The organism is Pseudoduganella aquatica (assembly GCF_020865585.1).
GTDB classification, from domain to species: domain Bacteria; phylum Pseudomonadota; class Gammaproteobacteria; order Burkholderiales; family Burkholderiaceae_D; genus Rugamonas; species Rugamonas aquatica_A.
This window is the reverse complement of record NZ_CP086370.1, coordinates 737,885-763,951: the sequence shown is the minus strand read 5'-3', so window position 1 is coordinate 763,951 and position 26,067 is coordinate 737,885. Positions and strand designations below refer to the sequence as shown.

Below are 26,067 nucleotides of genomic sequence, written 5' to 3'. Positions count from 1 at the left end.
GACCCCGAAGGTGGCAAAATGCGGCTCAGCTTGCTTGGAAAATCTCGGTGATTACTCCTACGTCACTAGGGAAATTCGCTACCGTTCCCCATCCTGCCCAAAGCCCTCTCCCTATGAAGCAAGCGAACTGAGCCGCATTTTCCTGCCTTCGGGGTCTGACCCCGAAGTGGTGGAGAATGCGGCTCAGGCTGCTTAGCGGGTGGGGTTGACCGGGGCCGGCATTTGCGGGGCGGGCTGGGGGACCGGCGGGGGCGCCGGCTGCAGTTGCTGCTGGACCGGGGGCATCGGCAGCGGCGCTGCCATGGCGCTCGAGGAGGGGGCGCTCTCCGGCGGCGGCAGGTCGAGCCGCTTCTGGATGCCGCCTTCCGATAGCACCACGTACAAAGCCTGGACTTCCTGCACCTTCACATTGCCCGCCACTTCTGCGCCTACCGGATAGGCCTTCGCCGGCTGGCCGTCGGTCGCGATGATGGCGACGCTGCCGCGCCCGTTGGCGGCCGCCACCACGCCGCGCAGCTGGTAGCTGCTGGCGGCGGCGACGGCGATGTCGCCGCCGAACAGGTTGCGCGCAGCCGCCACCGGCACTTCCGGCGCCGCCTGCATGGGCACGGCGGCCAGCGCGCGCTGCTCGGGCTTGAACAGCAGCATGCCCCAGTAGGCGCACGACGCGGACAGGGCCACCACGGCCACGAAACTTGCTATTACAGGCAGTCGATTCATCTTCAGTGCACCAGCTGGTTAATTTCAATAATCGGCATCAGCACCGCCAGGACAATCAGCAGCACCACCAGCCCCATGGCCAGGATCAGCGCCGGTTCCAGCAGGCCGGCGATGGTGAGCGTGCGCCGCTCCAGATCCGCTTCCTGCGCACTGGCGGCGCGGTTCAGCATGGCCGGCAGCTCGCCCGTGATTTCACCGGCCCGTATCATGTGGATTAGCATGGGCGGGAAGTGCTTCTGCGCCGACAGGGCGCGCGCCAGGCTCACGCCCTCCCGCACCGCGTCGCTCGCTTCTTCCACCAGCTGCTGCATGGCGACGTTGGTCAGCGTGTCGCGGCTGGTCTCGAGCGCCCGCAAAATCGGCACGCCGGAGCCGGTGGTGATGGCCAGCGTGCTGGCGAAGCGCGAGGTGTTCAGGCTGCGCTCGAACTTGCCGTACAGCGGCGCCGTCAGCAGCCAGGTGTGCCAGCGCGTCTTGAGCGCGATGTTCTGCAGCGCGCGCCGCCAGGAGAACCAGGCGCCGATCAGCAGCACCAGCACGATCAGCCCGTAGTTGCGCACGAAGTCGGAGACGGCCAGCATGACCACCGTCAGCACCGGCAGCTTCTGCTTGGTGTTGGCGAACACGGAGACGATCTGCGGCACCACGTAGGTGAGCAGGAAGATCACGATGGAGAACGCCACCACCGTCACAATGGCCGGGTAGGTGAACGCCAGCTTGACCTTCTGCACCAGCGCGTTGCGCCGTTCGATATAGTCGGCCAGGCGCGTGAGCACGCGCGAGAGCTGGCCGATCTGCTCGCCCGAGGCCACCAGCGCGCGGTAGATCTCGGCGAAGTCGCGCGGGTGGCGCGACAGCACTTCGGACAGCGCGGCGCCGCCTATCACTTCGGAGCGGATGGAGGCGATCAGGTCGCGCACATAGGGGCGTTCGGCCTGTTCCAGCAGCGCCGAGAAGGCCTGCTCGAGCGGCAGGCCGGCTTCGAGCAGACTGGCCAGCTGGCGCGTGAACAGCGCCAGCTCGGTGGTGGACATGCGTTCGCCGAAGCCGCGCCGCGTGGCTTTGCCGCTGGCGTCGACCTGGGCCGAGATGGCTTCCACCTTGAGCGGCGTGAGTCCTTGCGCGCGCAGGTCGGAGCGCGCCGAGCGCGGGCTGTCTGCGTTGACCACGCCCTTCCTGGTGGCGCCGCCGGTGTCGACGGCTTCGTAGCGGAATGCTGGCATCTAAGCTAGTCCTTCGCCACGCGCAGCAGTTCGGCCTGCGTGGTGGTGCCGTCGCGCAGCCAGCGTTCGCCGTCTTCGCGCATGGTCAGCATGCCGCCGGCCTGCGCGGCCGCGCGCACTTCGGCTTCCGAGGCGCGGTTGTGGATCTGGGCGCGGATTTGCTCGGTGGTCTGCAGCAGCTCGTAGATACCGACCCGGCCCTGGTAGCCGGTGTGGCCGCAGTGCTCGCAGCCCACCGCGTGCCATTGCGCGCCGTCGAAGGTCTTGCACGACGGGCACAGCTTGCGCACCAGGCGCTGCGCCAGCACGCCGAGCAGCGAGGACGACAGCAGGAAGGGCTCGATGCCCATGTCCAGCAGCCGCGTCACCGCCGCCGAGGCGTCGTTGGTGTGCAGCGTGGCCAGCACCAGGTGGCCCGTCAGCGAGGCCTGCACCGCGATCTGCGCGGTTTCCAGGTCGCGGATCTCGCCTATCATGATCACGTCCGGGTCCTGGCGCAGGATGGCGCGCAGGGCCTTGGCGAAGGTCATGTCGATGCGCGGGTTGACCTGGGTCTGGCCTACGCCTTGCAGGTCGTACTCAATCGGGTCTTCCACCGTGAGGATGTTGGTGGTGGTGGAGTTCACGCGCGACAGCGCGGCGTACAAGGTGGTGGTCTTGCCCGAGCCGGTGGGGCCGGTGACCAGCACGATGCCGTGCGGCTGCGCGATCAGGCTGTCGAACTGCGGCAGCATGGCTGGGCTCATGCCCAGGTGCTGCAGGTCGAGGCGCCCGGCTTCCTTGTCCAGCAAACGCAGCACGGCGCGTTCGCCGTGGCCGGTGGGCAGCGTGGAGACGCGCACGTCGACCGGCTTGCCGCCCACCCGCAACGTGATGCGGCCGTCCTGCGGCAGGCGCTTTTCGGCGATGTCGAGCTGCGCCATGATCTTGATGCGCGAGATCAGCGAGCCGTGGATGGCCTTGCGCGGCTTGACCACGTCGCGCAGCGTGCCGTCCACGCGGAAGCGCACCACCGAAGTCTGCTCGAACGGTTCGATGTGGATGTCGGACGCGCCTTCGCGCAGCGCCTGCGTGAGCAGCGCGTTGATCATGCGTATCACGGGCGCGTCGTCGCTGGACTCCAGCAGGTCCTCGATGGCAGGCACGTCCTGCAGCAGCTTGGTCAGGTCCAGGTCGGCGTCGAATTCGTCGGCCACTTGCGAGGCGTCGCCGCCGGCGCCGGCGTAGGCCTTGGCGATGGCTTCCTCCAGGTCGGCGCGGCCCAGCGATTTGATGTTGATCCGGCCGAAACGGCGCGACACTTCGGCGATGGCGGCCGGCGCGGTGGCGGTGGAGACGTACACGTCCACCGAGTGCTCGGCCTCCTGGCCCGGCTGGGCCAGCACCGAATAGTCGCGCGCGAAGGCGTAGGGCAGCAGGTTGCTCATTCTGGCTGCTTGCCTTCGGCTGGGGTGGTGGCCGGCGCAGGCGGCAGCGCCGGACGCGCCAGCTGGCCGCTGCCTTGCGCCGGCTGGCCGTTCTGCAGCGCCGGCAGCATGGGCTGGCCGAGGTTTTTCAGCAGCGGCGTTTCGTTCGGCTGCACGTCCTGCTGGGTGGCGCGCATGTAGTCGTAGCGGTCGGTGGCCAGGCTGGTGCTCTGGTCCTTGCTGCGGATGACCACGGGGCGCAGGAACACCATCAGGTTGGTTTTCTTGCGGCCGCGCTTCTGGTATTTGAACAGGTTGCCCAGGATGGGGATGTCGCCCAGGCCGCGCACTTTTTCCACGTTGTCGCCGGCGTCGTCGGAGATCAGGCCGCCCAGCACCACGATCTGGCCGTCGTCGGCGATGATGTTGGTTTCGATGGTGCGCGTCTTGAGCACGATGCCGCTTTCGGACGTGACCGTGGTGTCGATGCTGGAGCTCTCGTTGTAGATGGCCAGCTTGATGGTGCCGCCTTCGGAAATCTGCGGACGCACTTTCAGCGTCAGACCCACGTCCTTGCGGTCTATGGTCTGGAAGGGGTTGGTGCTGGTGCCGGAGGTGGTGGTGAACTGGCCGGTCAGGATGGGCACGTTCTGGCCCACGCGGATGGTGGCCAGCTCGTTATCCAGCGTGAACACATTGGGCGTGGACAGGATGTTGGTGCCGCCGTCCGATTCCAGCGTGTGCGCCACCGCGCCCAGTCCCAGCTTGCCGTCGGCCAGCTGCTTGAAGATGCCGATGGTCATGCCGGCGCCGGGCAGCGCCTTGCCGCCGCCGGCGGCCAGCGTGAGCAGGTTGTTGGACGAGCCGCTGGCGAACGAGGTGCCGCCGCCGACGCGGTAGGTGGAGTTGTCGTTGCCGCTCAGGCCCAGCCACTGCACGCCGAATTCGGAGGCCTTGTCGGCGCTCACTTCGACGATCAGCGCTTCGATGTAGACCTGGGCGCGGCGCACGTCCAGCTGGTCGATCACGGCGCGCAGGTTGCGGTACACCGACTCGGGCGCGGTGATGATCAGGGTGTTGGTGGTGGCGTCGGCCTGGATGAAGCCGGCACCGCCGGTGGCCTGCTGGGTGTTGCTGCCGCTGGCGTTGAGCAGCGGATTGGTGGAGCCGGTGCTGCCGCCGCTGCCCGTCATGCCGCTGCCGCTCTGGCCTTGCATGCCGCCGGTGTTGCCGCCCTGCTGGCTGTTGAAGCCGGAGGTGCTGCCGGCCTGGCCGGCGGCGCCGCTGTCGCCGGACATGACGGCGCGCAGCGTCTGCGCCAGCTTGGTCGCTTCGGCGTTCTTCAGGTAGACCACGTGCACATTGCCCAGCTGCGTGGTGGGCTGGTCCAGCTTGGCGATCAGCGACTTGGCCAGGTTGGCGCGCGCCGCGGACGGGGCGCGCAGCACCAGCGAGTTGGTGCGCGGATCGGCCAGCACGCTGACGCGGCCCGCGTCGGCGGCGCCGCCGCCTGCGCCCGGCTCCAGCAGCTTGCCCAGCATGGTGGCCAGGTCGCTGGCGATGGCGTAGCGCACCGGGATCACATCCATGTCGGCGGCGGTGGGCGCGTCCAGCGCGGCGATCAGTTTGCCCAGGCGCTTCAGGTTGTCCGCGTAGTCGGTAATGACCAGGGTGTTGTTGCCAGGGTTGGCGTTGATGGTGTTGTTCGGCGTGATGAGGGGGCGCAGCACCGTCACCAGGTTGGCCGAGGATTCATAGTTCAGGTGGAACACCTGGGTGGCGATCTGGTCGCCCTTCAGCACGGAGGCCGAGCCGATCTGGGTCGGCGTGGCCTGCAGCTTGGCTTCCGCTTCCGGCACCACCTTGGCGTAGCCGTCGCCGCTGACGATGGCGAAGCCTTGCAGGCGCAGCGCGGAGGTCAGCAGCGAGAAGGCCTGGGTCTTGCTCATCGGGCCTTCGGACACCAGCGTCAGCGTGCCTTTCACGCGCGGGTCGATCAGGAAGGTGATGTTGGTGTAGTGGCCTACCGCCTTGATGACCGATTCGATGTCGGCGCCGACGAAGTTGAGCGCGGCGTCGTCGCCGGGCGCGGCCCAGGCAGGCGCTTGCGCGGACAGCGCGGCGCAGCACAGCATGGCGGCGGCGCTCAGGCGGCGCAGCGTAGGAAGTTGGTACTGGCTTACGGACTGTTTTTTCATTATCTGAACTATTATCTGAACTCTAACGCGATGATGTTCTTGCCGCCCTGGTTGGGACGGCGCTGGCCCAGCAAATTCAATAGATTGCCCAGCGACTGCTCGTAACCGTCGGCCGCTTCGGCCTGCCCGGAGAACTGCAGGCGGCCGTTATTCAGGCTGCCTTTCCCGCTCAACAGCAGCGGGCCTTTCAGGGAACTCAATACCAGCTGCGCCTGCTGGCCGCGCCAGTCCAGCGCCAGCTGGTAGCTGCCCAGCGGCTTCAGCGGCGACAGCCGCGAGGACATGTCGGCCATCTCCAGCGTGGTGCGGCCGTTCACGTCCATGCGCTGGCCGGCCAGGGCCAGCTCCAGCGTGGTCCACGACAGCCGCAGGCGGCCGCTGGGCGCCAGCGTGTTGAGCGGCGCGCCCAGGCCCGCCAGGCCGTCGGCGGGCAGCAGCAAGGCGGACGGACTCAACTGCCACTGCTTCCAGCTGCCCTTGAAACTGACCGGCTGCGCCAGCGCCTGCTCGTTCGACAATTCCATGTCCACCATGCCCAGCAGCGACAGCGGCGACAGCTTCCACGCAAAGCGCCCCGGCAGCAGCGGCGTCACCGCGCCATTGCTGCTGGCCGCGCCGCCGATGAAGGCCGAGCCGCGCCACAGCGTACCCTGCGCGTCGCCCAGCGTCAAACGGCCGCCGCTGCGGCTTTCCACCGCGTCCGCCACCCAGGCGGCCGGGAAGAAGGACAGCACCGCCAGCAGTACGCCCAGCAGCACCGCCAGCAACCATAGCACGGCGCGCTTCATCGGCCCCCGCCGGCCTGGCGCAGCGTGATGGCGGCGTCCACCACGCCGGGCGTGGCCTGGCCGGTGACGACTGCTTCCTGCACCATCACGGCGCTGTCGCGGCGCTGCGCGTCCAGCCAGGTGACCAGCGCGGCAAAGGCCACGCCCTTCAGCTCCAGCTTGGCGTATTCGCCGGTGAGATTGAGCGATTGCGGCTTGAGGCCGGCCGCGTTCAGGCTGGCGGTCAGCGCGTCGCGCGACATGGGCGGCGCCTGCACCGGCGGCTTGGCCGCCAGCTCTGCGGCGGTGCGCGCCAGCGCTTTCAGTTCTGCCACGTCCTGGCGCAGTTGCGGCAGCGCCTTGCGCAGCGCTTCACGGCCGTGCAGCGCGGGCGCCACCAGCAGGCTGTACGCCAGCGCCAGCCCGACCACGGCGCCGCCGATTGTCAGCATGCGGCGTTCCTGCTCGCTGCGTTCATTCCAGAAGGCGGACGCGCTGTCGCGCAGCTGCTGGATCTTCGTCATTGCCGCGCTCATGCCTTGCCTCCGCCATTGCCACTGCTGTTGCCGCCACTCTTGCCACCAGTTTTTATCTGCCACACCCCGGGCGCCGTTTCCGCTAGCGCCAGGCCGCGCGCGGACAAGGCGCCCTGCAGCTGCTGCAAGGTGGCCGCGTCGGCGCTGTTGGGTTTGAGCTTGATGACCAGGCTGCGCTCGCGGAATTCCATCGAAGCCACCACGTCGCGCTTGCCGCTGGCGGTCAGCGCTTCGCCGAAGGCGGCGCTGATGGCGGTGAACTCGTCGGCGCCGACGTCGCCGCTGCCGGCCTTGGCGGCGGCGATGTTCTTGCGCATCTGCGCGGCTGGATCAAGGATCACGGTTTCTTTCGGATAGGCGGCGCGGAAGATCTGCACCATGGACTCGCGCATCTCCCTGGCCTCGCCCTTCATGCGCAGCCATTCAATATTGAGCCCGGCCAGGTTGACCGCCACGGCCAGCAGCGCCAGGCGCAGCGGCCAGCGCCAGCGCTGCCAGGCGCGCGACTGCGCGCCGGTGGCGCCCAGGCTGGCGGCCAGGTCCGGCGCCACCACGCCCTTGGCGCTCTTGGCGGCGGACACCCAGTGCGCCCAGTGCTCGCTTTCCAGCGCAACGTGGCTGGCGGATTCGGCCAGCGGCTGGAACTGCGGCAGCAGCGCGGCCGGCAGGTACACCGTCAGCGGCGCATCGCCGGCCAGCGCACGCAGCATGTGCAGCGCCGCTTCCGGCTGCGGGCCGACGGTCAGGCCCAGGCCGTCCTGCGGGCCTTTGCGCAGGGTCAGTTCCAGGCCGCTGTCGGTCTGCGTGAGCGCGGCCGAGGCGCCGCCGGGGGCCAGCGGCAAGCACAGTTGGGCGGGCAACGCGGAGATCGATTGGGCGCCCTGCGCCACCAGCGTCTTCACCAGCACTTCCAGCCAGCTGCGCTGCACCACGGCCACGGTGCGGGTGCTGCCGTCCTGGGTGGAGGTCAGCGGCGCGAGGGCCAGCACGCAGTCGGCCGGGTCGCCCAGCACCTGGTCTTCCACCAGCGCGGGCAGCGCGGCCTTAAGGCGCGCGCTCGAAAGCGGCGGCACCGGCACATGCAGCAGCGTGACGTCGGCGGCGGCCAGCAGCAGCACCACGCGGCGCGCGGAGGCCACCAGGTCGGCCAGGTTGCCGAGCGCGGAGGCGCCCTGCTGCATCACATTGCCGCCGTCGCCCACCATGGCGAAATGGCAGGCAGGTGCAGTGCCGGCATCGGCGGCCGCCCTGGCTGGATAGCGGATGTATAAAGTCGTCAAAGAAGAATCTCGCTTTCGTTGGTGCTACTCAATTCGAGCTGCTTAAATTTCCCGCATCCATTGCAGCGTGGGTGCTTTCGGGGCGCGGAATATTAGCGACTGCGCATCCAGCGCCGCCCGGTCCAGTTTCACATGGGTGAGCACCAGGAAGTAATCGCTCTTGATGTCCACCTCCAAGCCAGCCGGCAGCGACCTGCCGTTTTGCGCCAGGGCGCCAGTGAAAGCCGACACGCCGATAAAAGGCGTGCGCAGCCGGAACTGCACCAGTGTGGCCGCCTCCGATACCGAATAGTTTTCCACCAGCGACGCCAGCACTTCGGGCGGCGCCGTGTTCACATTCACCTTGCTACGGCCCGGCAACACGATCACGAACTCGCGCAGCTTCTCCACCGCCTGCGGCGTAAAGCCCGCTACCGCCAGCAAATCCTCCACCCTTATCAGCTCGAGCGGCTCGCGGCTGCTGACGGAAGACTGCGGAGCGCCCCCGCTCGGACTCGGGTTGGGTGCGGCGGGCTGGCTAAGCGCCACCTCATCCGCAACCGCCTGCGCCAGGCCGGGGTTCAGCTGCAAATGCTGCAGCAGGCGCTGGAACACCTTCGTCTGCACCGGATCCGCCACGCCATTCGCTGCAAGATTGGTCAGATTGTAACGCGCCTGCGCGTCGGTGATGCGGCCGGACAGGGTGGCGTCGAACTTTTCATTGGCTACCCGCTCGCGCTCCACGTAATCGTCCAGCCGCGTTTCGGCCAGCGGCGTGGCCCAGGCCCCGGTTTCGGTGGTCATGTTCGGGTTGTCGATGCGGTCCTGCTGCAGGATCAGGCGCGCCCAGTCGAGACCGCCGCGCAGTATCCATTTGGTTTGCAAATGCAGGCGCTGGTTCTCCATGGAGCGCACCTGCACCTGCTGCTGCCAGAACAGGCTGGCCACGATGGTGACGGCCAGCGTGGTCAGCAGCAGCGCCGTGATGACGGCGACGCCGCGCTGGCGGTGCAGGCGCGGCGCCATCACTTCTCCCCCATCAGGAAGGCTTTGACCAGCGGGCCGGCCTGGCCTTGCAGCTGCAGCGACAGTTCCAGGCCGTCCAGGTCCTGCACGGCGGTGTTGGCCGCAGCTTTCTGTTCCTGGCTGGACTGCACGCCCGTCACCGCCTGCCAGCCGCCGTCGCGCCAGCCGCGCACGGCCATGCTCTCCACGCCGCTCTGCAGCGCCACGCCGGGCGTGGCGTCGCTGTCGCTGATGGCGGCGGCCCACAGCGCGTCCAGCTGCAGCAAGTCGCGCACGGCGCGCGACTCGCGGCGCGTGAGCACGCCGTCGCGGATGCGGTAGGTCACCACCTGCAGGCGCGAAGGCTCGCTCTCGGCCAGCACGGTGCGCACAAAGATCATGCGGTCGCTGTCGGCCGCCAGGGTTTCGCGCGAACGCAGCTGCTTGCGCACGGCGCGGTGCTCCATGTCGCTTTGCAGCTGGGCCAGCGCCAGCTGGATGCCGCGCGTCTGCTCCATCTGCTCGGTGAGCGCCTGGCGCGAACGGACGATGCCGTCCAGGCCGCGCCAGCCCAGCACGGCGACGATGGCCAGCACCGCCACCGCCACCAGCAGTTCGATCAGCGTAAAGCCGCGCGCGCGGCGCAGAGGGTATGCGGGGGCCATCGTCATTCCAGCAGCTTCAGCTGCACCAGCTTGATGATGAGGCGTTCCGGCTGGCGCTCGTCGAACACGCTGACCTCCACCCGGCGCAGGCGCGGGTTGGGGCTGGCGATCACCTCTTCCTGGCACATCAGTTTCAGCTCGCCCTGCGGGCATTCGAAGGTGGTCTTGCCGATGTTGGGGAATTGCTTGTTCAGGCTCAGCTGCACCAGGCGGTTCTCGGCCGACCAGGTGGCCATCATGGCGGCGCGCAGGCCGTCGCTGTTCTGGGTCAGGCTGCCGACCGCGCGCATGGACGCGCCCAGCGCGGTGCCGACGATGACCAGGGCCACCAGCACTTCCAGCAGGGTGAAGCCGCGTGCGCGGGGTGGGAATTTCGGCATTGTCATCTCAATCCACCGTGAAATGGCCGATGCCGTCGGCGCGGATGGCAACGCTGATGTCGCCGCTGGCCATGGTCAGCACAAAGGGCTTGTCCACCGGCTCGCGGCCGAAGACGATGCGCAGCGTGTCGCCCGGCACCGTGGAGGCGGGCTCGAGCAGCATGGTCACGGGGCTGTTCTTGAATTCGCGTTCGCGCAGCAGGTCGTCCTGCCCGTCTTTCGTGACCGGCTCCCACACGCGCTGCTCATTGCGCACCAGGAAGCGGTAGCGCTCCGGCCCCGCTTCGAAGGCCACCAGGCGGTTGCGCACGATGGCTTCGTCGCGCGCCAGCTGCAGCAGCAGGGCCACGCGCTGCGCTTCCTGCTGCATGCCCTGGCGCCGGCTGGGCGCCGCGTTCAGCGACACCAGCCCCAGCGTGATGCCGGCAATGACCAGCACCACCAGCAGCTCGATCAGCGTAAAGCCGCGCTGCGGTTGGGTAAAACGCGCGGCGACCATGGCAGAAGCTTAGTTGTCCCAGGAGCCGATGTCGGCATCGTCGCCGGTGCCGCCGGGCTGGCCGTCGGCGCCCAGCGAGAACACGTCGATCTCGCCGCGCACGCCGGGCGACAGGAACTGGTAGGCGTTGCCCCACGGGTCTTTCGGCATCTTCTCCAGGTAGCCGCCGGCTTTCCAGCCATTCGCGGCCGGGCCGGTGGTGGGCTTGGTCAGCAGCGCCTGCAGGCCCTGCTCAGTGGTCGGGTAGCGCTGGTTATCCAGCTTGTACAGTTTCAGCGCCTGCATCACGGTGGCGATGTCGACCTTGGCGGCGGCGACTTTCGATTCGCCGGTGCGGCTCAGCAGCTTGGGCACAACCAGCGCCGCCAGCACGCCCATGATCACCACGACCACCATGATCTCGATCAGGGTGAAACCGCGCGCGCGGCGCTTGGCGGGGAGTGTTACGTTTTGCATAGACAGGACACTTTTCAGGTGAGAGTGCGGAAGTATAAGGCTTAATCACGCGCTGCGGGCGGCCTTGCGGTGCATACCGGACAGGCTTCGTTGCGGCCGATTTGGATGCTGGTCCATTCCATGCGCAAGCCGTCCAGCAGCAGCAGCCGGCCCGACAGCGGCTCGCCGATACCCATCAGCAGCTTGAGCGCCTCGGCCGCCTGCATGGCGCCGACCACGCCCACCAGCGGCGCGAACACGCCCATGGTGGAGCAAGCCACGTCCTCGAAGGGCTGGTCTTGCGGGAACAGACAGGAATAGCAGGGCAGCGCCGCGCCGCGCGGATCGAACACGCTGATCTGTCCGTCGAAGCGTATCACCGCGCCGGACACCAGCGGCACGCCGTGCGCCACGCAGGCGCGGTTGACGGCATGGCGGGTGGCGAAATTGTCGGTGCAGTCCAGCACCACGTCGGCGGCGGCCACCAGCTCGGCCAGGCGGGCGTCGTCCGCGCGCTCGACCAGCGCTTCGATGTCGATGGTGGGATTGATGGCGGCCAGCGTGGCGCGCGCCGACTCGGCCTTGGGCTGGCCCACGCGCGCCATGGTGTGGGCGATCTGGCGCTGCAGATTGGTCAGGTCCACCGTGTCGTGGTCGATGATGGTCAGCTTGCCCACGCCGGCCGAGGCCAGGTACATGGCGGCCGGGGAGCCCAGGCCGCCCGCGCCTATCACCAGCGCGCGCGCGCCGAGCAGCCGCTGCTGGCCTTCGATGCCGATTTCATCAAGCAGGATATGGCGCGAATAGCGCAGCAGCTGGCTGTCGTCCATCGCCCTACTTCTTCTGCGGCTTGGCCGGCGCGTCCTGTTTCACGGGGGCTTCGGGCTTGGCCGGCTTGGCTTCGGCTTCCAGGTCGCGCGCTTTTTCGGTTTTCGACAGCTGCACCGGCAGGCCTTTGAAATGGTTCAGCGCCTGCGCCAGCTGGAAGTCGTCCTTGCTGCCGAACTCGACCGGCTTGCGGTTCTTGGACAGCGCCAGGATGCGCTGCTCCTCCTCCAGCTCGTCGTGCACCGGCGGCGAGGGCAGCTCGGCGTCGTCCTTGTTGTTCAGGTGCTTGACCAGGTCGGCCTCGCGCAGGCGCAGGCTATTCAGGCCGTCGCCCTCGGCGGTTTCGTCGACCAGCATGTCCGGCACGATGCCGCGCGCCTGGATGGAGCGGCCGTGCGGCGTGTAGTAGCGCGCCGTGGTCAGCTTGACGGCGGTGTCGGCGGTGAGCTGGCGCAGCGTCTGCACCGAGCCCTTGCCGAAGGTCTGCGTGCCCATCACCACGGCGCGCTTGTAGTCCTGCAGCGCGCCGGCCACGATCTCGGAGGCCGAGGCGGAGCCGGAATTGACCAGCACCACCATGGGCACGTTCTTCAGCGCGGCCGGCAGCTTGGCCAGCGGGTCGCTGTTGGCGCGGCCGGAATAGTATTCGGGGCGGGCGTAGAAAGTCTGCTTGGAGTCGGCCAGCTGGCCGTTGGTGGACACCACCACCGCGTCCTTGGGCAGGAAGGCGGCCGACACGCCGATGGCGCCCGGCACCACGCCGCCCGGATCGTTGCGCAGGTCCAGCACCAGGCCCTTGATGCCGGGGTTCTGCGCGTACAGATTGCCCAGCTTGCGCGCCATGTCGTCCACGGTGGGCTCCTGGAACTGCGACACGCGCAGCCAGGCGTAGCCCGGCTCCACCATCTTCGCTTTCACGCTCTGCACGCGGATCTCTTCGCGCACGATGGGCACGATGATGGGTTTGTCCTCGCCCTTGCGCGACAGCGTGAGCACGATCTTGGAGTGCGGCTCGCCGCGCATTTTCTTGATGGCGTCGTCCAGCGACAGGCCGCGTATCGGCGTGTTGTCCAGGCGGGTGATCAGGTCGCCGGCCTTGATGCCGGCCTTGAAGGCGGGCGAATCCTCGATCGGCGACACCACTTTGACATAGCCGTCCTCGATGCCCACTTCGATGCCGATGCCGACAAACTTGCCCTGCATGGTCTCGCGCATCTCCTTGAAGGCCTTCTTGTCCAGATAGACCGAGTGCGGATCAAGCGAGGCCACCATGCCGGAAATGGCTTCGGTGACGAGCTTTTTCTCGTCCACGTTCTCCACGTAGTCGGACTTGATGAGGCCGAACACGTCGGACAGCTGGCGCAGCTCCTCCAGCGGCAGCGGACTGCCCGGCGCCTTCTGTGCCACAGCGGAAAACTGCAGGGAGGCAGCCACGCCGGCCACCATGCCCAGGCCGATCAGGCCGAAATTCTTGAACTTGTTACCCATGTTTCTTCCGCTGTGTTGGACTGTCAGAATTTGACCCAGCTGGCCGGATCGAATTCCTTGCCCTTGTGCCTGAGTTCAAAGTATAAACCCGATTCCTCGTTGCCGCCGGTGTTTCCGGCTGCCGCAATGACCTCGCCGGCCTTGACCACGTCGCCCACGCGGCGCAGCAGGGACTGGTTGTTGGCGTACAAGCTCCAGTACTGCCCGCCGTGGTCGACAATGATGAGATTGCCGAAACCGCGCAGCCAGCTCGCGTGCACCACGCGGCCGCTGGCCACCGTGTGCACGTCGGCGCCCTCGGCGGCGCGGATGAACATGCCTTTCCAGCTGGGGCCGTCGCCGCGCTTGCTGCCGAAGCGCGCCGCCACCTTGCCCGCCACCGGCGGACGCAGCTGGCCCTTGAGCGCGGCGAAGGCGCCGTCCGGCATGGCGGGGGCCAGGGCGATGTCGGCCTTGCGCGCCGGCGGCTCGTCCTTCACCGCCGCCACTTTCGATTCGTCCACTTCGATCGGCTCCAGCTTGCCGCCCTCGTTCGCGGGCGCGGTCTGCGCGGTCTGCGGCGGCGTCACGGCCGCCGGCGGCAGGGGCAGCGGCGCCGGTTTCGGCTTGCCTTCGGCCTTGGCGATGCGTTCGCGCTCGGCCTGCTCGGCCCTGGCCTTGGCCAGCGCGTCGGCGCGCGCCTTGGCCTGTTCGCGCGCCTTGGCCTGCGCCAGCGCGCGCGCTTCCGCGTCGGCCTTGGCCTTGGCGGCCTTGGCGGCGGCCACGCGCTCGAGCCGCGCCTGCTCGGCGGCGGCCGCTTTGGCTTGTTCTTCGATCAGCTTGCCCAGCTTGTCCACCAGGCCGGCCATGCGCTGTTCGTCCTGCGCCACCTTGCCGGCCTCCTTGCGCTGCGCCACCAGGCGTTGCGACAGGCTGGCCAGCACGCTGGCGCGCTTGGCTTTTTCCTTGACCAGCAAGTCCTTCTGCTGGCGCTCTTCCTGCGCGATTTCCTCCAGCTCGTCGCGCGCGTTCTGCGCGTCGGCCTGGTTCGCTTCCACCGCGCGCAGATTGGCGCGCAGCGATTCCAGCAGCCGCGCCTGGGCCTGCGACACATAGGCCATCAGCTGCAGGTCGCGGTTGATGCGGTTCGGGTTGTCCCCGGACAGCAGCAGCTTGATGCGGTCCTCATTGCCCGCCACGTATTGCTCGCGCAGCAGCTTGGCCAGCTGCTGCTTCTGCTGCTCCACCGTGGCCTGCAGGCGCGCGCGCTCCGCGCCCAGCGTTTGCAGCCGGACGTTGGTTTCGGATTGCTCCTCGGCAAGCTCGCGCAGGCTGCGGTTGGCGTTCGAAATCGCCTCTTCGGACTCGGCCAGCGTGTCGGCCGCGTCCTCGCGGGCGCTCTCGGTCTGGCCGATGTCGCGCCGCAGCGCGTTGAGCTTTTGCTGCAGGCCGGCGCGCTCGGCTTCGGCTTGCAGCTTCTGCTTGCTGCGCTCGGTGGGCTTGGCCGGGGCCGCGTGGGCAGCCGGGACGGCCGCCAGCAACAGCACTGCCAACGCCAGCGCGCCCGCGCGGCGGGTAAGGTGGAACAGCGGCATCAGCGGTTTACTTGGCCTTGCCCTGGTTGGCGACCGCAGCCTGGGCGGCGGCGATGGCGGCCGGGTCGCCCAGGTAGTAGTGGCGGATCGGCTTCAGGTCGGCGTCCAGCTCGTACACCAGCGGCTGGCCGTTGGGGATGTTGAGGCCGACGATGTCGCTGTCGCTGATGCCGTCGAGCATCTTGATCAGCGCGCGCAGGCTGTTGCCGTGGGCCGAGATGATGATTTTCTTGCCGGCGCGGATGGCCGGGGCGATTTCCTCGTCCCAGGCCGGCATCACGCGCGCCACGGTGTCCTTCAGGCATTCGGTCAGCGGGATGCTGGCTTTCGGCAGGCCGGCGTAGCGCGGGTCGTTGAAGGAGGTGCGGTCGTCGCCCTCTTCCAGGGCCGGCGGCGGGGTGTCGTAGCTGCGGCGCCATACCAGCACCTGCTCGTCGCCGTATTTGGCGGCGGTTTCGCCCTTGTCCAGGCCCTGCAGCGCGCCGTAGTGGCGCTCGTTCAGGCGCCAGTCATGCTTGATTGGCAAGTACATCATGTCCATTTCGTCCAGCGCCAGCCACAGCGTGCGGATGGCGCGCTTGAGCACCGAGGTGTACGCCAGGTCGAAGGTGTAGCCCTCCTGTTTCAGCACCTGGCCGGCGGCCTTGGCTTCGGCCACGCCTTTCTCGGTCAGGTCGACATCGGTCCAGCCGGTGAAGCGGTTTTCCAGGTTCCAGGTGGATTCGCCATGGCGCATGAAGACAATTTTGTACATAAGAACGATCTATAAAGTGTGAAAAAATCTGCGGGAGGCAGCGTTTCAGCCTCGGTTCAGCTTCTATTTTATAATGCGCGCATAACCTTAAACCATTGGAACACCGTGAAATTCCTTTTAGATCAAATTTTTCTTATTGGTATCGTCGCCCTGTCGGGCGGCGCACTGCTGTGGCCGGTACTGACCCAGCGCGGCAAAAAAGTGTCGCCGGCCGAAGCGGTGCAGTTGATAAACCGCGCCAAGACCACCATCTTGGATGTGCGCGAGGCCAAGGAGTACGCCGAGGGCCACTTGCCGGACGCCAAGCATATCCCGGCGGGCGAGCTCAAGCAGCGCATGGCGGAACTGGACAAGTTCAAGAACCGCACCGTGGTGGTGGTGTGCCAGAAGGGCGCGCGCGCCTTCGGCGCCGCCAAGCTGCTGGCCGGCGCCGGCTTTGAGAACGTGGTGGTGCTGGAAGGCGGCCAGTCCGCCTGGCAAACCGCCGGCCTGCCGCTGGCCAAATAACCAAGGATAGCAAGATGACAGCCTCCGTAACCCTGTACAGCACCGCCGTGTGCCCCTATTGCGTGCGCGCCGAGCGCCTGCTGGAAGCCAAAGGCGTGACCGGCATCAACAAGATCCGCGTCGACCTCGATCCCGAGCAGCGCGTGCTGATGATGCAAAAAACCGGCCGCCGCACCGTGCCGCAAATTTACATTGGCGACACCCATGTGGGCGGTTTCGACGATTTGTATGCGCTCGATCAAGCCGGCGGCCTGGACCCCTTGTTAAAAGGCTGACCGCCCTCAAATTGGTTTTGCTACAATTGCTGCGCATTTGCGCGGGCGTCCTTCCGGATGCGCGCGCGGATAACCTAACTGCGGGCGGTTCCGCCGCTCTTTTCCAATATATGAAAGCGCACCATGTCTGACGAAAATCTGCAACCAGTCTTCCAAATCCAACGCGTCTACCTGAAAGACATGTCGCTGGAACAGCCGAACTCCCCAGCCATTTTCCTGGAACAGGAAGCGCCTGCGATCGAAGTCGCGCTGGACGTGGCTGCCGAGCCGCTGGCTGAAGGCATCTTCGAATCGACCGTCACCATCACCGTGACCGCCAAGATCAAAGACAAAGTGGCTTTCCTGGTTGAAGGCAAGCAAGCCGGTATCTTCGAAGCGCGCAACATTCCAGCCGACCAGCTGGACCCGCTGCTGGGCATCGGTTGCCCGAACATCGTGTACCCATACCTGCGCGCCAACATCGCCGACATGATCACCCGCGCCGGCTTCCCGCCAGTGCACCTGGCCGAGATCAACTTCGAAGTGTTCTACCAGCAGCGCCTGCAAGCGCTGGCTGAGCAGCAAGCCGCTGCCGCAGCACCGACCGAAGGTGCGGCGCACTAATTGCATTCGCATTAAGATGCAGTATCGGCGGTGCGCGCGGCGCGCCGCCTTCTCAAAGGCCGGCAGCGGCCTTTGCGTTTTTTCTCCCCCGAATTCTGAGCAGAGGCCCGGTATGACACTGTCCCGATGGATCGCAGGCGCAGCCCTGCTGCTGGCCGCCACGGCCGGGCAGGCGCTGGACTTCAAATCGGTCGGCGCGGCCCCGGCCATCCTGTACGACGCGCCGTCCACCAAGGGCGGCAAGCTGTTCGTGGCGCCGCGCGGCATGCCGCTGGAAGTGGTGCTCAGCTATGGCGACTGGGTCAAGGTGCGCGACGCCAGCGGCGACCTGGCCTGGACCGAGTCCAAGGGCCTGAGCGCCAAGCGCACCCTGGTGGTGCGCGCGGCCAACACCAAGGTGCGCGCCAGCGCCGACGACAGCGCCGCCGCCGTGTTTATCGCCGACAAGGGCGTGCTGCTGGAGCTGGCCGAACCGGCCGCCGGCGGCTGGATCAAGGTGCGCCACCGCGACGGCCAGTCCGGCTATGTGAAAAGCAGCGAAATCTGGGGCATTTAAGGAAGATTCATGGCTCACCATCAACATGCCGCCGGCGCGCGCCGGATCAGCGTGCTCGGCGCAGGCGCCTGGGGCACGGCCGTGGCCATGGCGCTGGCCGCCCGCCACGACGTTTTGTTGTGGGGGCGCAACAGTGCCGCCATGCATGAGATGGCCGCCGCGCGCGACAATCTGCATTACCTGCCCGGCCACCCCTTCCCCCCCGGTTTAACCATCGGCGCCGATTTCGACGCCGCCCTGGCCCACGGCAGCGACCTGCTGATCGCGGCCTGCCCGGTGGCCGGCCTGCGCCCGCTGCTGGAACAGCTGAAGGGCCGCGCCATTCCCAAGCTGGTCTGGCTGTGCAAGGGCTTCGAGTACGGCACCGGCCTGCTGCCGCACCAGATCATGCGTGAAGTGCTGGGCGACAGCGTGCCCGGCGGCGCCCTGTCCGGCCCCTCCTTCGCGCAGGAAGTGGCGCGCGGCCTGCCATGCGCGCTGACCATCGCGTCCAGCTCGGCCGAACTGCGCGACTGCGTGGTGGCGGCCATGCACGGCGGCAATGTGCGCGTCTACAGCAGCGCCGACCTGGTGGGCGTGGAAGTGGGCGGCGCGGTCAAGAACGTGCTGGCCATCGCCACCGGCGTGGCGGACGGCCTGGGCCTGGGCCTGAACGCGCGCGCCGCGCTGATTACGCGCGGCCTGGCGGAAATCACGCGCCTGGGCACGGCGCTGGGCGGGCAGGTGGAAACCTTTATGGGCCTGACCGGCATGGGCGACCTCATCCTCACCTGCACCGGCGACCTGTCGCGCAACCGGCGCGTAGGCCTGGGCCTGGCGCAAGGCAAGGCGCTGGACACCATCGTCAATGAGCTGGGCCATGTGGCCGAGGGCGTGCCCTGCGCCAAGGCCGTGCGCGACCTGGCGGCCCGCCTGGGCGTGGACATGCCGATCACCAACGCGGTGGCCGGCGTGCTGTTCGACGGCGACCAGCCGCAGGCCATGGTGGCCAAATTGCTGGCGCGCGATCCGCGCGGCGAAGCCAGCTTGCCTATTTGAAACGTTAAATATTGTTCTGCTATTTGTTACAGAAGCGAACAAAATAAATCTCATTTCCTGCTGAAACGTGCCGTAGTTCTGTGCGACACTATTCAGTATGCCGCGCAGCAATTCCGGCATCTTCCTTTTTTTTTAAGAAGACACTTGGCAATGAGACATTCCCGCACGTCCGTCCCAGCAGCGGTCTGCGCTGGCAACGAAATCCTCCCCGCCGACAGCCAGCAATCCCAGCAGCGCCGCCAGTTCATCAAGCTGATGTCGGCCAGCGCCGCCACGCTTGCGCTGCAGGCCTGCGGCGGCAGCGCAGACAGCGCGGCCGCCGGCGCCAGCCTGGCCGGTCCCGCGCCGGCTCCCGAGCCGGCCACGCCGCCCGTCAAGACCGCCTCCGGCGGCAGCAGCGCCCCGTCCGCCCTGGCGCCGGCCAGCGCTCCGCCCGTGTGGAGCCTGATCCCCACGCTGACGTTTACGCAAGGCGTGGCCAGCACGATTTCCATTTCCAAATACGTCAAGAGCGCCAGCGGCGGACCGCTGGCCATCGCCCTGAACAGCGTCGCGCTGCCGCCCGGCGTGACGTACAACGCCAGGACACTGTCCTTCGTCTACGACGGCATCGGCGCGGCCAGCAGCAATGATGGCCATGTGCTGACCGCCAACGACATCTAAGGAACAGCGCCATGGCCCAGTCCTCCTCCAATCCCTTCACCATCCAGGTGCAGGCGCCAGCGGCCGGCTTCGCGTCTTTCACGCTGAGCTCGGCCGTCGGCGGCGCCAGCCTGCCGTTCACGCTGGGCCAGGCCTTCCGCCAGGGCCAGGTGCCGGCCGGCAAGCTCGTCGGCAGCAGCCTGCCCGGCCTGCAGGTAACGCCCAAGAACACCTGGCCGGACGGCTCGCTCAAGTTCGCCATCCTGTCCGGGCGCGCCACGCTGGCGGCCAATACCGCCAAGACCTACACGCTGACCGCCGCCGGCACCGCCAGCACCGCCGCCGCGCTCGGCACGGCCGCGCTGCGCACCACCGGCATCACCGCCGCCGTCAGCGCCGGCAGCTACGGCACGGCCAGCTGGTCCGGCGCCGACTGGGACGCGCCGTTCTCGGCCTGGGTGGCCGGACCGGAAATGAGTTCCTGGATTTACCGCAAGCCCATCGGCAGCGACGCCCACCTGGTGGCGTGGCTGGAAGTGCGGCTGTACGCGGGCGGCGCGGTGGAAGTGCTGCCCTGGGTGGAAAACGGCTACCTGAAAGTGGCCGGCCCCACCAGCAAGAGCGCCACCTACGGCTTTACGCTGGGCGGCACCCAGCGCTTCAGCGCGGCCATCGACCTGCCCCACCATTGCCGCACCGTGCTGCTGCAGGGCACGGCGTTCAGCCACTGGCTGGGCAGCGACCCGCGCGTGGCGCCCAGCCACGACAAGACCTATCTGCAGGCCACCCGCCTGGTGCCCAACTACCGCGCGGCCGTGCCCGCCAACGCCAGCGCGTGGAACGGCCTGGCCAGCAGCTACAGCCCCTTGCAGCAAAGTAATTACGCCGAGGCCATGGGCCAGACCGGCTACCATCCCGGCATCGGCCTGCTGCCCGAGTGGGATGTGCTCTATCTGGCCAGCAACGACGCGCGCGCCCTGCCCGGGGTGCTGGTCAACGCCTACAGCGCGGGCCGCTACCCCATCCACTACCGGGACGAAAACAGCAACCGTCCGCTGCGCTTCTCCAGCCACCCCAACCTGGTGCTGGGCAACAACAGCGGCATTTCCGGCACAGGCAGCTCCAGCACCGGCAACTACACGCCAACGGCCGGCGGCACCGGCGCGCCGGTATGGGACTCGCCGCACCACCCGTCCGTGGGCTACACCGCGTACCTGCTGACCGGGCGCTACTACTTCATGGAGCAGGTGCAGTTCTCCGCCACCTTGCACTACCTGAAGAACACCGACAACTACCGCCTGTACGCGGGCGGCGTGTTCCAGTCCGCCGCCGGCTCGAACACCGTGCGCGGCGCGGCCTGGTCGCTGCGCACGCTGGCCCAGGCGCTGTGCGCCACGCCGGACGGCGATACCTTGCTGCGCAGTGAGCTGGCCGCGTCCCTGGCCGCGAATGTGGACTGGTACCACAGCATCTATATCGCCAAGGTCAACAACACGCAGGGCTGGGTGTCGCCGTACAGCAATTATGCCGACGGCAGCGGCAAATACATGGAAGCGGCCTGGCAGCAGGACTTTTTCACCGCCGCGCTGGGCTACGCGATCGACCTGGCGCCGGCGCTGCCGAGCGCCTCGCTCACGCGCCTGAGCGCGCTGTTCGCGTGGAAGGCCAGGAGCATCATCGGACGCCTGGGCGGCACCGGCGACAACGAATACCTGTACTGCGACGCGGCCGTCTACACGGTGGCGGTGGCCCCGGCCAACAAGGCCGACTTCTACGACGGCACCGGCCCGTGGTACGCCAGCTGGGGCGACGTGTACGCCGCCACGGCAGGCGCCCGCAACCCCGGCGTGGGCGGTCCGCTGCGCGGCGCCTACTTCCCCGACCCCACCAGCTACTGGGGCAATTTGCAGCCGGCCATCGCCTACGCGGTGCAGCACGGCGTGCCGGGGGCGCAGGCCGCCTACGCCCGCATGACAGGCGCCAGCAACTGGAATCAAATCGTCTCCGGCTGGAACAGCCAGCCCGTCTGGGGCGTGGCGCCGCGCGCAGACTAAGGAACCACCATGTCACAAGCTTCTTCCAACCCGTTTACCATCACAGTGCGGGCGGCGGTCCAGGCGGCGCGCCCGGCCTGGATGCCGCCGGCCGGCTATTTCGCCGACGTCCCCATGCGCAACACGCCGAACGACGTGGTGCCGTCCATCTACGTGGCCGACAACTACCTGATGAACAATCCCTTCGCGCTGTGGGGCGGCAGCGCCGTCCTGCGCGACTATAGCGAACTGGGCGCGCAGGTGTTCTACTCGGGCGGCCACGAGTCCGCCGGCGGCCTGCCCAACTACCAGTTCTCCCTGATCTGCGATTTTTCCAGCCTGAGCTGGCGCACCGCCAACGTGCCGCTGCAGAGCAACCGCTCAGATTCTTTCGTGGCAGGCTACGCGCCGGACGGCACGCCGTATTGCCCGCACAGCTACCTGGGGCTGCAGGAACTGCCTGCCGCCTGGGGCGGCGCGGCGCAAGGCACGCTGGTGTCCTTTTTCTGGGCCGGATCGAGCTACGCCAACCGCATTAATCTGCTGGATGTGTCGCGCCCCAGCCGGGGCTACACCACCATGGCCACGCGGCAGGCCCAAAACGCCGACCCGGGCATGATACGGTTTTCGCCCACGGCGCAAGGCGGCAATTACCCGATCACCGTGATGGACGAGCAGCGCAAGGGCTGGTGGGTGGCCGTCAACGGCCCGGTCAGCTACACCCTGTTTGTCGACAAGGCCGGCGCGATCACGCAGTATCCCGCGCTGGGCGGCAACCTGGGCAACGGCGCCATGGTGCTGTGCCCGTCGCTGCAGCTGCTGATCGCCATCGACGGCGGCTATGCCAGCGGCACCTACGCCGACCTGAACTACCGCACCCTGTATGTGCGCAACCTGGCCACCGGCGCGGTCACGCGCACCAGCACCAGCGGCAGCGTGCCCTCGCTCACTTTCGGCTACGACGGCAGCGCGGTGCCCAACTTCCACCGCATGGACGTCATGGGCCTGCAATGGGTGGAGGAGCTGGGCTGCATCGTCGGACTGGACCAGTCCGAGCAGCCGCCCAGCGTGGTCAAGCTCAGTCCGCCCGCCACCAATCCGGCCACCAATCCTTGGACGTGGAGCAAGGTTGCGCTCCAGCACTGGCCTTCCGACAGCAAGGGCCAGGCGACGATACAGACGGCGGCCAACGGCTACTGGTCCAAATTCCGCTGGGTGCCCAGCTTGCAGGCCTTCGTGGTGTGCGGCAGCAGCAATACCAAGCCGCAGGTGATCAGGCTCACCTGAGGCGCGGCAGCAGGACCACGCCGGCCGCCAGCAGCAGTGCAAACAGCACGCCTGCCCAGCGCAGGCCCTGCCAGAAGCGGCGCCGCGGGCGGAAATAATCCTGCAGCGCCGCCTCGTGCTTGACCATCAGGCTGGCGATGCTGTGCCAGCCATACAGCGACACGCGCGACAGCCCGGCCGCCGCGCGCTGCTCGCTGAGTTCCTCGGCGCGGTCCTGCAGGGCGACATTGTCTTGCGTGGTGGTCAGGATGATGAGTTCCTCGACCGCGTGGGGATAGCTGTCGATCTCGCGCACCGCCGCGTCCAGATTGGCAATGCTGAGCGACTTGCCGAAGCTGCGGCTGCGGCCTTTGCACTGCAGCAACATCACCTTGCCGTTCGGCAGCTTGGCCCAGGCGTCGGCGCCATGCTCGCGGTGGTCCGGCGGCCCCCAGCGTTCAAACTGCACGCCATGCACGGCCGACATCAGGCTGCGGCTCAGGCAGTCGAAGTCCTGCCAGCTGGCAGGCTTGGCAAATTCAGCGGCGATACGGCCCATGTTAATCCCTGGAAGAAACTGTCATTTTTATCATGTGAAAATGACATTTTTCCTACAGGAAGTCAAGAATGGCCGGGCACCGCCGGCCTGCGGCGTCGCTTATTTGTCTATCTTCACCAGCGGCTGGTCTTTCGCCACCAGGTAGGTGGCCAGTTCGCCGGCGTTGCCCTTGCCGACATTGGTGGCCACATGCATGGCGCCGGCCGGGATGAAGACCGCGTCGCCGGCCTTCAGCGTGACGTTCGGGCGGCCTTCGATCTCGTATTCCAGCGTGCCTTCCAGCACAAACGCGATTTCCTCGCCCGGATGCGCATGGCGGGGCGAGCGCGCGCCCTCGGCGAAGTCCACGCGCACCTGCAGCACTTCGCGGCCGGGAACGCTCAGGTCGCTTTTCAGGATGTCGCTGCGTTTCAAGCCCTGCATCTGCGCCTGCGCCGGCAGCGCCAGCAGCGCGCTGCCGGCGATCATTGCTGCGGCCATCATGGTTGGTAAGGTTTTCATTTGACTGTCCTTTTGCGGTTGACTGGATCGGAATCGATGCCATGCCGCATTAGACCGCTGCCGTGTATCGGCCTTGTGTCGCGAAAAGAGGCCGGAGAAGTCGCAGTGTATCAATGGCCGTGGCCGACACACGGCGATACACTGCGGGACGAAATGCGATCAAGGCTGCTTGTTTGAGCAAGGTCCGGAATGCAAAAAGCCCAGCCATATAGGCTGGGCTTTTTCGTTTATGGTGCCGACTGCCGGTTTCGAACTGGCCACCTGATGATTACAAATCAACTGCTCTACCAAATGAGCTAAGTCGGCGTTGCGCGAGGATTATACGCTATTTGATACGCGTGAGGGTGGGGCGTCCGCCGCCTTTTTTGGGCGGTTCGCCGCCGTCGTCGGGACCGTCTTCGCCATCAAGCGCAGCCGGGCGGGCCTGCGGCGCCGGGGTCGGCACCGGGGCCAGCGTGGGCACGCTGGAGACCGGCGCCAGCGGCGCCGGCGCCGGTGCGGCCGGGGCCGCTGGCGCGTCGTCGTAGCCGCCCAGTTGCGGCTCGAAGGCCATGCCCTGGCCGTTTTCGTTGGCGTAGATGGCCATCACGTTGTTGACCGGCACGTAGATCTCGCGCGACACGCCGCCGAAGCGGGCGTGGAAGCGGATGCTGTCATTGTCCATCTTCAGCCCGGAGGTGGCGCCGAAGCTGATGTTGAGCACAATCTCGCCCTTCTTGACGTATTCCATCGGCACCGTGGTGGTGGCGTCGACTTTTACCGCCAGGTAGGGCGTGTAGCCGCTGTCGGTGCACCATTCGTAAATGGCGCGCAGCATGTAGGGCTTGGTGGAAATCTCGGACATGATCAGCGGCGCATCACCTTCTCGGACGGCGTCAGCGCTTCGATGTAGGCCGGACGCGAGAAGATGCGCTCGGCGTACTTCATCAGCGGCGCGGCGGTCTTCGACAGCTCGATGCCGTAGTGGTCCAGGCGCCACAGCAGCGGGGCCACGGCAACGTCCAGCATGGAGAACTCGTCGCCCAGCATGTACTTGTTCTTCAGGAACAGCGGCGCCAGTGTGGTCAGGCGGTCGCGGATTTCCGCGCGCGCCTTGTCGTGGCTCTTGTCGTTGGCCTTGGCGCGCTCGCTTTCCAGCGTGTGCACGTGCACGAACAGTTCTTTTTCGAAGTTGAACAGCATCAGGCGGGCGCGCGCGCGCATCAGCGGATCGGCCGGCATCAGCTGCGGGTGCGGGAAGCGCTCGTCGATGTACTCGTTGATGATGTTCGATTCGTACAGGATCAGTTCGCGTTCGACCAGGATGGGCACCTGGCCGTAGGGGTTCATGGTCGAAATGTCTTCCGGCTTGTTGAACAGGTCGACGTCGCGCACTTCGAAGTCCATGCCTTTTTCAAACAGGACCAGGCGGCAGCGTTGCGAGAATGGGCAGGTAGTACCCGAGTAGAGAACCATCATTTTTGTAGTTCCTTAGAAACAAAATGGGATGCAGCCGAAAACGGCTCACCCCAGAACGCGCCCGCCACGCGGGCGGCGCACAAAACACATAGCCGGCCCAGGGCCGGCATGCTCACTTATTTGACTTCCTTCCAGTACGATGCGTTCAGTCGCCAGGCCAGCAGCGCGAAGCCCGTCAGGAAAATCAGCACCCACACGCCGAGGCGTTTGCGGGTCTGCGCGGCAGGCTCGGCCATCCACTCCATGTAACCGACCAGGTCCGCCACTTGCGTGTCGAACTCCAGTTTGTTCAGAGTGCCGGGCTTGACCTGCTCGAAGCCGACGAATTTATGCACGCTCTTGCTTGGATCGTGCGGATCTTTTTCTTCCGCGAACTTGGCCACCTGCACGCCTTGCAATTCATGCAATACGTGCGGCATCGCCACGTTGGCCACCATCAGGTTGTTCCAGCCGTTCGGGCGGGTGTCATCCTTGTAGAAGGTGCGCAGATAGGTGTACAGATAGTCGCCGCCGGTGCCGCCCGGGCCGGCTTTGGCCCGCGCGATGACCGACAAATCAGGCGGCACCACGCCGAACCAGGCCTTGGCATCCTTGGCCGGCATGGCCGTGGTCATCATTTCGCCCACTTTTTCGCCGGTAAACAACAGGTTGCCCTTGATCTGCTCCTCCGTCAGGCCGAGGTCCTTCAGGCGGTTGTAACGCATCGAAGACGCATTATGGCAGTTCAGGCAGTAGTTCACAAACAGCTTGGCGCCATTTTGCAGCGCCGCCATGTTGGTGGAGCGGTCCGGCGCCTTGTCCAGCGGGTGGCCGCCTTCGTTGGCCAGGGCCAGGCCTGGCACCAGCGCCAGGATCGCGAGCAGTTTCTTTGCAAAATTCATATTCTTGTCCT

Annotated in this window: 29 protein-coding genes and 1 tRNA gene; 8 read left to right on the top strand and 22 right to left on the bottom strand. The window is 66.9% G+C overall.

Going from position 1 to position 26,067, the window contains the following annotated elements:
- Positions 1-192 precede the first annotated feature (192 nt).
- Genes KT882_RS03400 through gpmA form a run of 16 tightly spaced genes read right to left on the bottom strand, consistent with a single transcriptional unit; the run spans position 193 to position 15,737 of the window.
- A complete protein-coding gene (locus KT882_RS03400) occupies positions 193-720 on the bottom strand; it encodes a type II secretion system protein N (protein WP_187358817.1) in 528 nt (175 codons plus the stop codon).
- Between the two features lie 2 nt (positions 721-722).
- On the bottom strand, positions 723-1,943 hold the full coding sequence (gene gspF / locus KT882_RS03395) for a type II secretion system inner membrane protein GspF (protein WP_228894413.1): 1,221 nt from the start codon (positions 1,941-1,943) through the stop codon (positions 723-725).
- Between the two features lie 5 nt (positions 1,944-1,948).
- Positions 1,949-3,370: a type II secretion system ATPase GspE gene (gene gspE, locus KT882_RS03390; protein WP_161074556.1), complete on the bottom strand. Its 1,422-nt coding sequence runs from the start codon at positions 3,368-3,370 to the stop codon at positions 1,949-1,951.
- Positions 3,367-5,547: a type II secretion system secretin GspD gene (gene gspD, locus KT882_RS03385; protein ID WP_228894412.1), complete on the bottom strand. Its 2,181-nt coding sequence runs from the start codon at positions 5,545-5,547 to the stop codon at positions 3,367-3,369. The genes gspE and gspD overlap by 4 nt, the downstream gene beginning before the upstream one ends.
- Positions 5,548-5,558: 11 nt before the next feature.
- Positions 5,559-6,335, bottom strand: coding sequence for a type II secretion system protein N (gspN, locus tag KT882_RS03380; protein ID WP_161074558.1), 777 nt, complete (start codon positions 6,333-6,335; stop codon positions 5,559-5,561).
- Positions 6,332-6,850 carry a type II secretion system protein GspM gene (gene gspM / locus KT882_RS03375; protein ID WP_228894411.1) on the bottom strand — a complete coding sequence of 173 codons (519 nt, stop codon included), beginning with the start codon at positions 6,848-6,850 and terminating at the stop codon, positions 6,332-6,334. Before gspM ends, gspN begins: the two co-directional genes overlap by 4 nt.
- Positions 6,847-8,130 (bottom strand): type II secretion system protein GspL, encoded by a 1,284-nt coding sequence (gspL, locus tag KT882_RS03370; RefSeq protein WP_161074560.1) that lies wholly within the window; start codon positions 8,128-8,130, stop codon positions 6,847-6,849. The genes gspM and gspL overlap by 4 nt, the downstream gene beginning before the upstream one ends.
- A gap of 42 nt (positions 8,131-8,172) precedes the next feature.
- Positions 8,173-9,135: a type II secretion system minor pseudopilin GspK gene (gene gspK / locus KT882_RS03365; RefSeq protein WP_161074561.1), complete on the bottom strand. Its 963-nt coding sequence runs from the start codon at positions 9,133-9,135 to the stop codon at positions 8,173-8,175.
- Positions 9,135-9,779 carry a PulJ/GspJ family protein gene (locus KT882_RS03360; RefSeq protein ID WP_161074562.1) on the bottom strand — a complete coding sequence of 215 codons (645 nt, stop codon included), beginning with the start codon at positions 9,777-9,779 and terminating at the stop codon, positions 9,135-9,137. Before KT882_RS03360 ends, gspK begins: the two co-directional genes overlap by 1 nt.
- Before the next feature lie 2 nt (positions 9,780-9,781).
- Complete coding sequence (gene gspI, locus KT882_RS03355; protein WP_161074563.1) at positions 9,782-10,165, bottom strand: type II secretion system minor pseudopilin GspI; 384 nt, start codon at positions 10,163-10,165, stop codon at positions 9,782-9,784.
- A 1-nt stretch (position 10,166) separates the two neighbouring features.
- Entirely contained in the window at positions 10,167-10,658 is a 492-nt protein-coding gene (gspH, locus tag KT882_RS03350) for a type II secretion system minor pseudopilin GspH (RefSeq protein ID WP_228894409.1), read from the bottom strand.
- A 9-nt stretch (positions 10,659-10,667) separates the two neighbouring features.
- Positions 10,668-11,114, bottom strand: coding sequence for a type II secretion system major pseudopilin GspG (gene gspG, locus KT882_RS03345; RefSeq protein ID WP_161074565.1), 447 nt, complete (start codon positions 11,112-11,114; stop codon positions 10,668-10,670).
- Between the two features lie 41 nt (positions 11,115-11,155).
- Positions 11,156-11,923, bottom strand: coding sequence for a HesA/MoeB/ThiF family protein (locus KT882_RS03340; RefSeq protein ID WP_161074566.1), 768 nt, complete (start codon positions 11,921-11,923; stop codon positions 11,156-11,158).
- Between the two features lie 4 nt (positions 11,924-11,927).
- The gene (locus tag KT882_RS03335) at positions 11,928-13,409 is read right to left on the bottom strand and encodes a S41 family peptidase (RefSeq protein WP_161074567.1); all 1,482 of its coding nucleotides are present in this window, start codon (positions 13,407-13,409) and stop codon (positions 11,928-11,930) included.
- A gap of 23 nt (positions 13,410-13,432) precedes the next feature.
- Complete coding sequence (locus KT882_RS03330) at positions 13,433-14,983, bottom strand: murein hydrolase activator EnvC family protein (RefSeq protein ID WP_228894407.1); 1,551 nt, start codon at positions 14,981-14,983, stop codon at positions 13,433-13,435.
- A gap of 7 nt (positions 14,984-14,990) precedes the next feature.
- A complete protein-coding gene (gene gpmA / locus KT882_RS03325; protein ID WP_228894405.1) occupies positions 14,991-15,737 on the bottom strand; it encodes a 2,3-diphosphoglycerate-dependent phosphoglycerate mutase in 747 nt (248 codons plus the stop codon).
- A gap of 105 nt (positions 15,738-15,842) precedes the next feature.
- On the opposite strand from gpmA, the gene KT882_RS03320 reads away from it, so the two are divergent.
- From KT882_RS03320 to KT882_RS03285, 8 genes are all read left to right on the top strand, one after another.
- Positions 15,843-16,244 carry a rhodanese-like domain-containing protein gene (locus KT882_RS03320; protein WP_161074570.1) on the top strand — a complete coding sequence of 134 codons (402 nt, stop codon included), beginning with the start codon at positions 15,843-15,845 and terminating at the stop codon, positions 16,242-16,244.
- 14 nt (positions 16,245-16,258) lie between these two features.
- Entirely contained in the window at positions 16,259-16,519 is a 261-nt protein-coding gene (grxC, locus tag KT882_RS03315; RefSeq protein ID WP_161074571.1) for a glutaredoxin 3, read from the top strand.
- Positions 16,520-16,642: 123 nt separating this feature from the next.
- Complete coding sequence (gene secB / locus KT882_RS03310; RefSeq protein WP_161074572.1) at positions 16,643-17,122, top strand: protein-export chaperone SecB; 480 nt, start codon at positions 16,643-16,645, stop codon at positions 17,120-17,122.
- Between the two features lie 112 nt (positions 17,123-17,234).
- The gene (locus KT882_RS03305; protein ID WP_161074573.1) at positions 17,235-17,678 is read left to right on the top strand and encodes an SH3 domain-containing protein; all 444 of its coding nucleotides are present in this window, start codon (positions 17,235-17,237) and stop codon (positions 17,676-17,678) included.
- A 9-nt stretch (positions 17,679-17,687) separates the two neighbouring features.
- A complete protein-coding gene (locus KT882_RS03300) occupies positions 17,688-18,716 on the top strand; it encodes an NAD(P)H-dependent glycerol-3-phosphate dehydrogenase (protein ID WP_161074574.1) in 1,029 nt (342 codons plus the stop codon).
- Positions 18,717-18,866: 150 nt separating this feature from the next.
- On the top strand, positions 18,867-19,379 hold the full coding sequence (locus KT882_RS03295; protein WP_161074575.1) for a hypothetical protein: 513 nt from the start codon (positions 18,867-18,869) through the stop codon (positions 19,377-19,379).
- Positions 19,380-19,390: 11 nt separating this feature from the next.
- On the top strand, positions 19,391-21,412 hold the full coding sequence (locus KT882_RS03290) for a hypothetical protein (protein ID WP_228894402.1): 2,022 nt from the start codon (positions 19,391-19,393) through the stop codon (positions 21,410-21,412).
- A gap of 9 nt (positions 21,413-21,421) precedes the next feature.
- Positions 21,422-22,678 (top strand): hypothetical protein, encoded by a 1,257-nt coding sequence (locus KT882_RS03285; RefSeq protein ID WP_161074577.1) that lies wholly within the window; start codon positions 21,422-21,424, stop codon positions 22,676-22,678.
- Here KT882_RS03285 and KT882_RS03280 read toward each other — a convergent pair.
- From KT882_RS03280 to KT882_RS03255, 6 genes are all read right to left on the bottom strand, one after another.
- Positions 22,671-23,216 (bottom strand): hypothetical protein, encoded by a 546-nt coding sequence (locus tag KT882_RS03280; protein WP_161074578.1) that lies wholly within the window; start codon positions 23,214-23,216, stop codon positions 22,671-22,673. The genes KT882_RS03285 and KT882_RS03280 overlap by 8 nt on opposite strands.
- Positions 23,217-23,315: 99 nt before the next feature.
- Complete coding sequence (locus tag KT882_RS03275) at positions 23,316-23,717, bottom strand: cupin domain-containing protein (RefSeq protein WP_161074579.1); 402 nt, start codon at positions 23,715-23,717, stop codon at positions 23,316-23,318.
- 230 nt (positions 23,718-23,947) lie between these two features.
- A tRNA-Thr gene (locus KT882_RS03270) sits at positions 23,948-24,023 on the bottom strand.
- A 19-nt stretch (positions 24,024-24,042) separates the two neighbouring features.
- On the bottom strand, positions 24,043-24,561 hold the full coding sequence (locus KT882_RS03265) for a ClpXP protease specificity-enhancing factor (protein ID WP_161074595.1): 519 nt from the start codon (positions 24,559-24,561) through the stop codon (positions 24,043-24,045).
- Positions 24,562-24,563: 2 nt separating this feature from the next.
- Positions 24,564-25,175 carry a glutathione S-transferase N-terminal domain-containing protein gene (locus KT882_RS03260; RefSeq protein ID WP_050409980.1) on the bottom strand — a complete coding sequence of 204 codons (612 nt, stop codon included), beginning with the start codon at positions 25,173-25,175 and terminating at the stop codon, positions 24,564-24,566.
- A 116-nt stretch (positions 25,176-25,291) separates the two neighbouring features.
- On the bottom strand, positions 25,292-26,056 hold the full coding sequence (locus KT882_RS03255; RefSeq protein ID WP_161074596.1) for a cytochrome c1: 765 nt from the start codon (positions 26,054-26,056) through the stop codon (positions 25,292-25,294).
- Between the last annotated feature and the right edge of the window lie 11 nt (positions 26,057-26,067).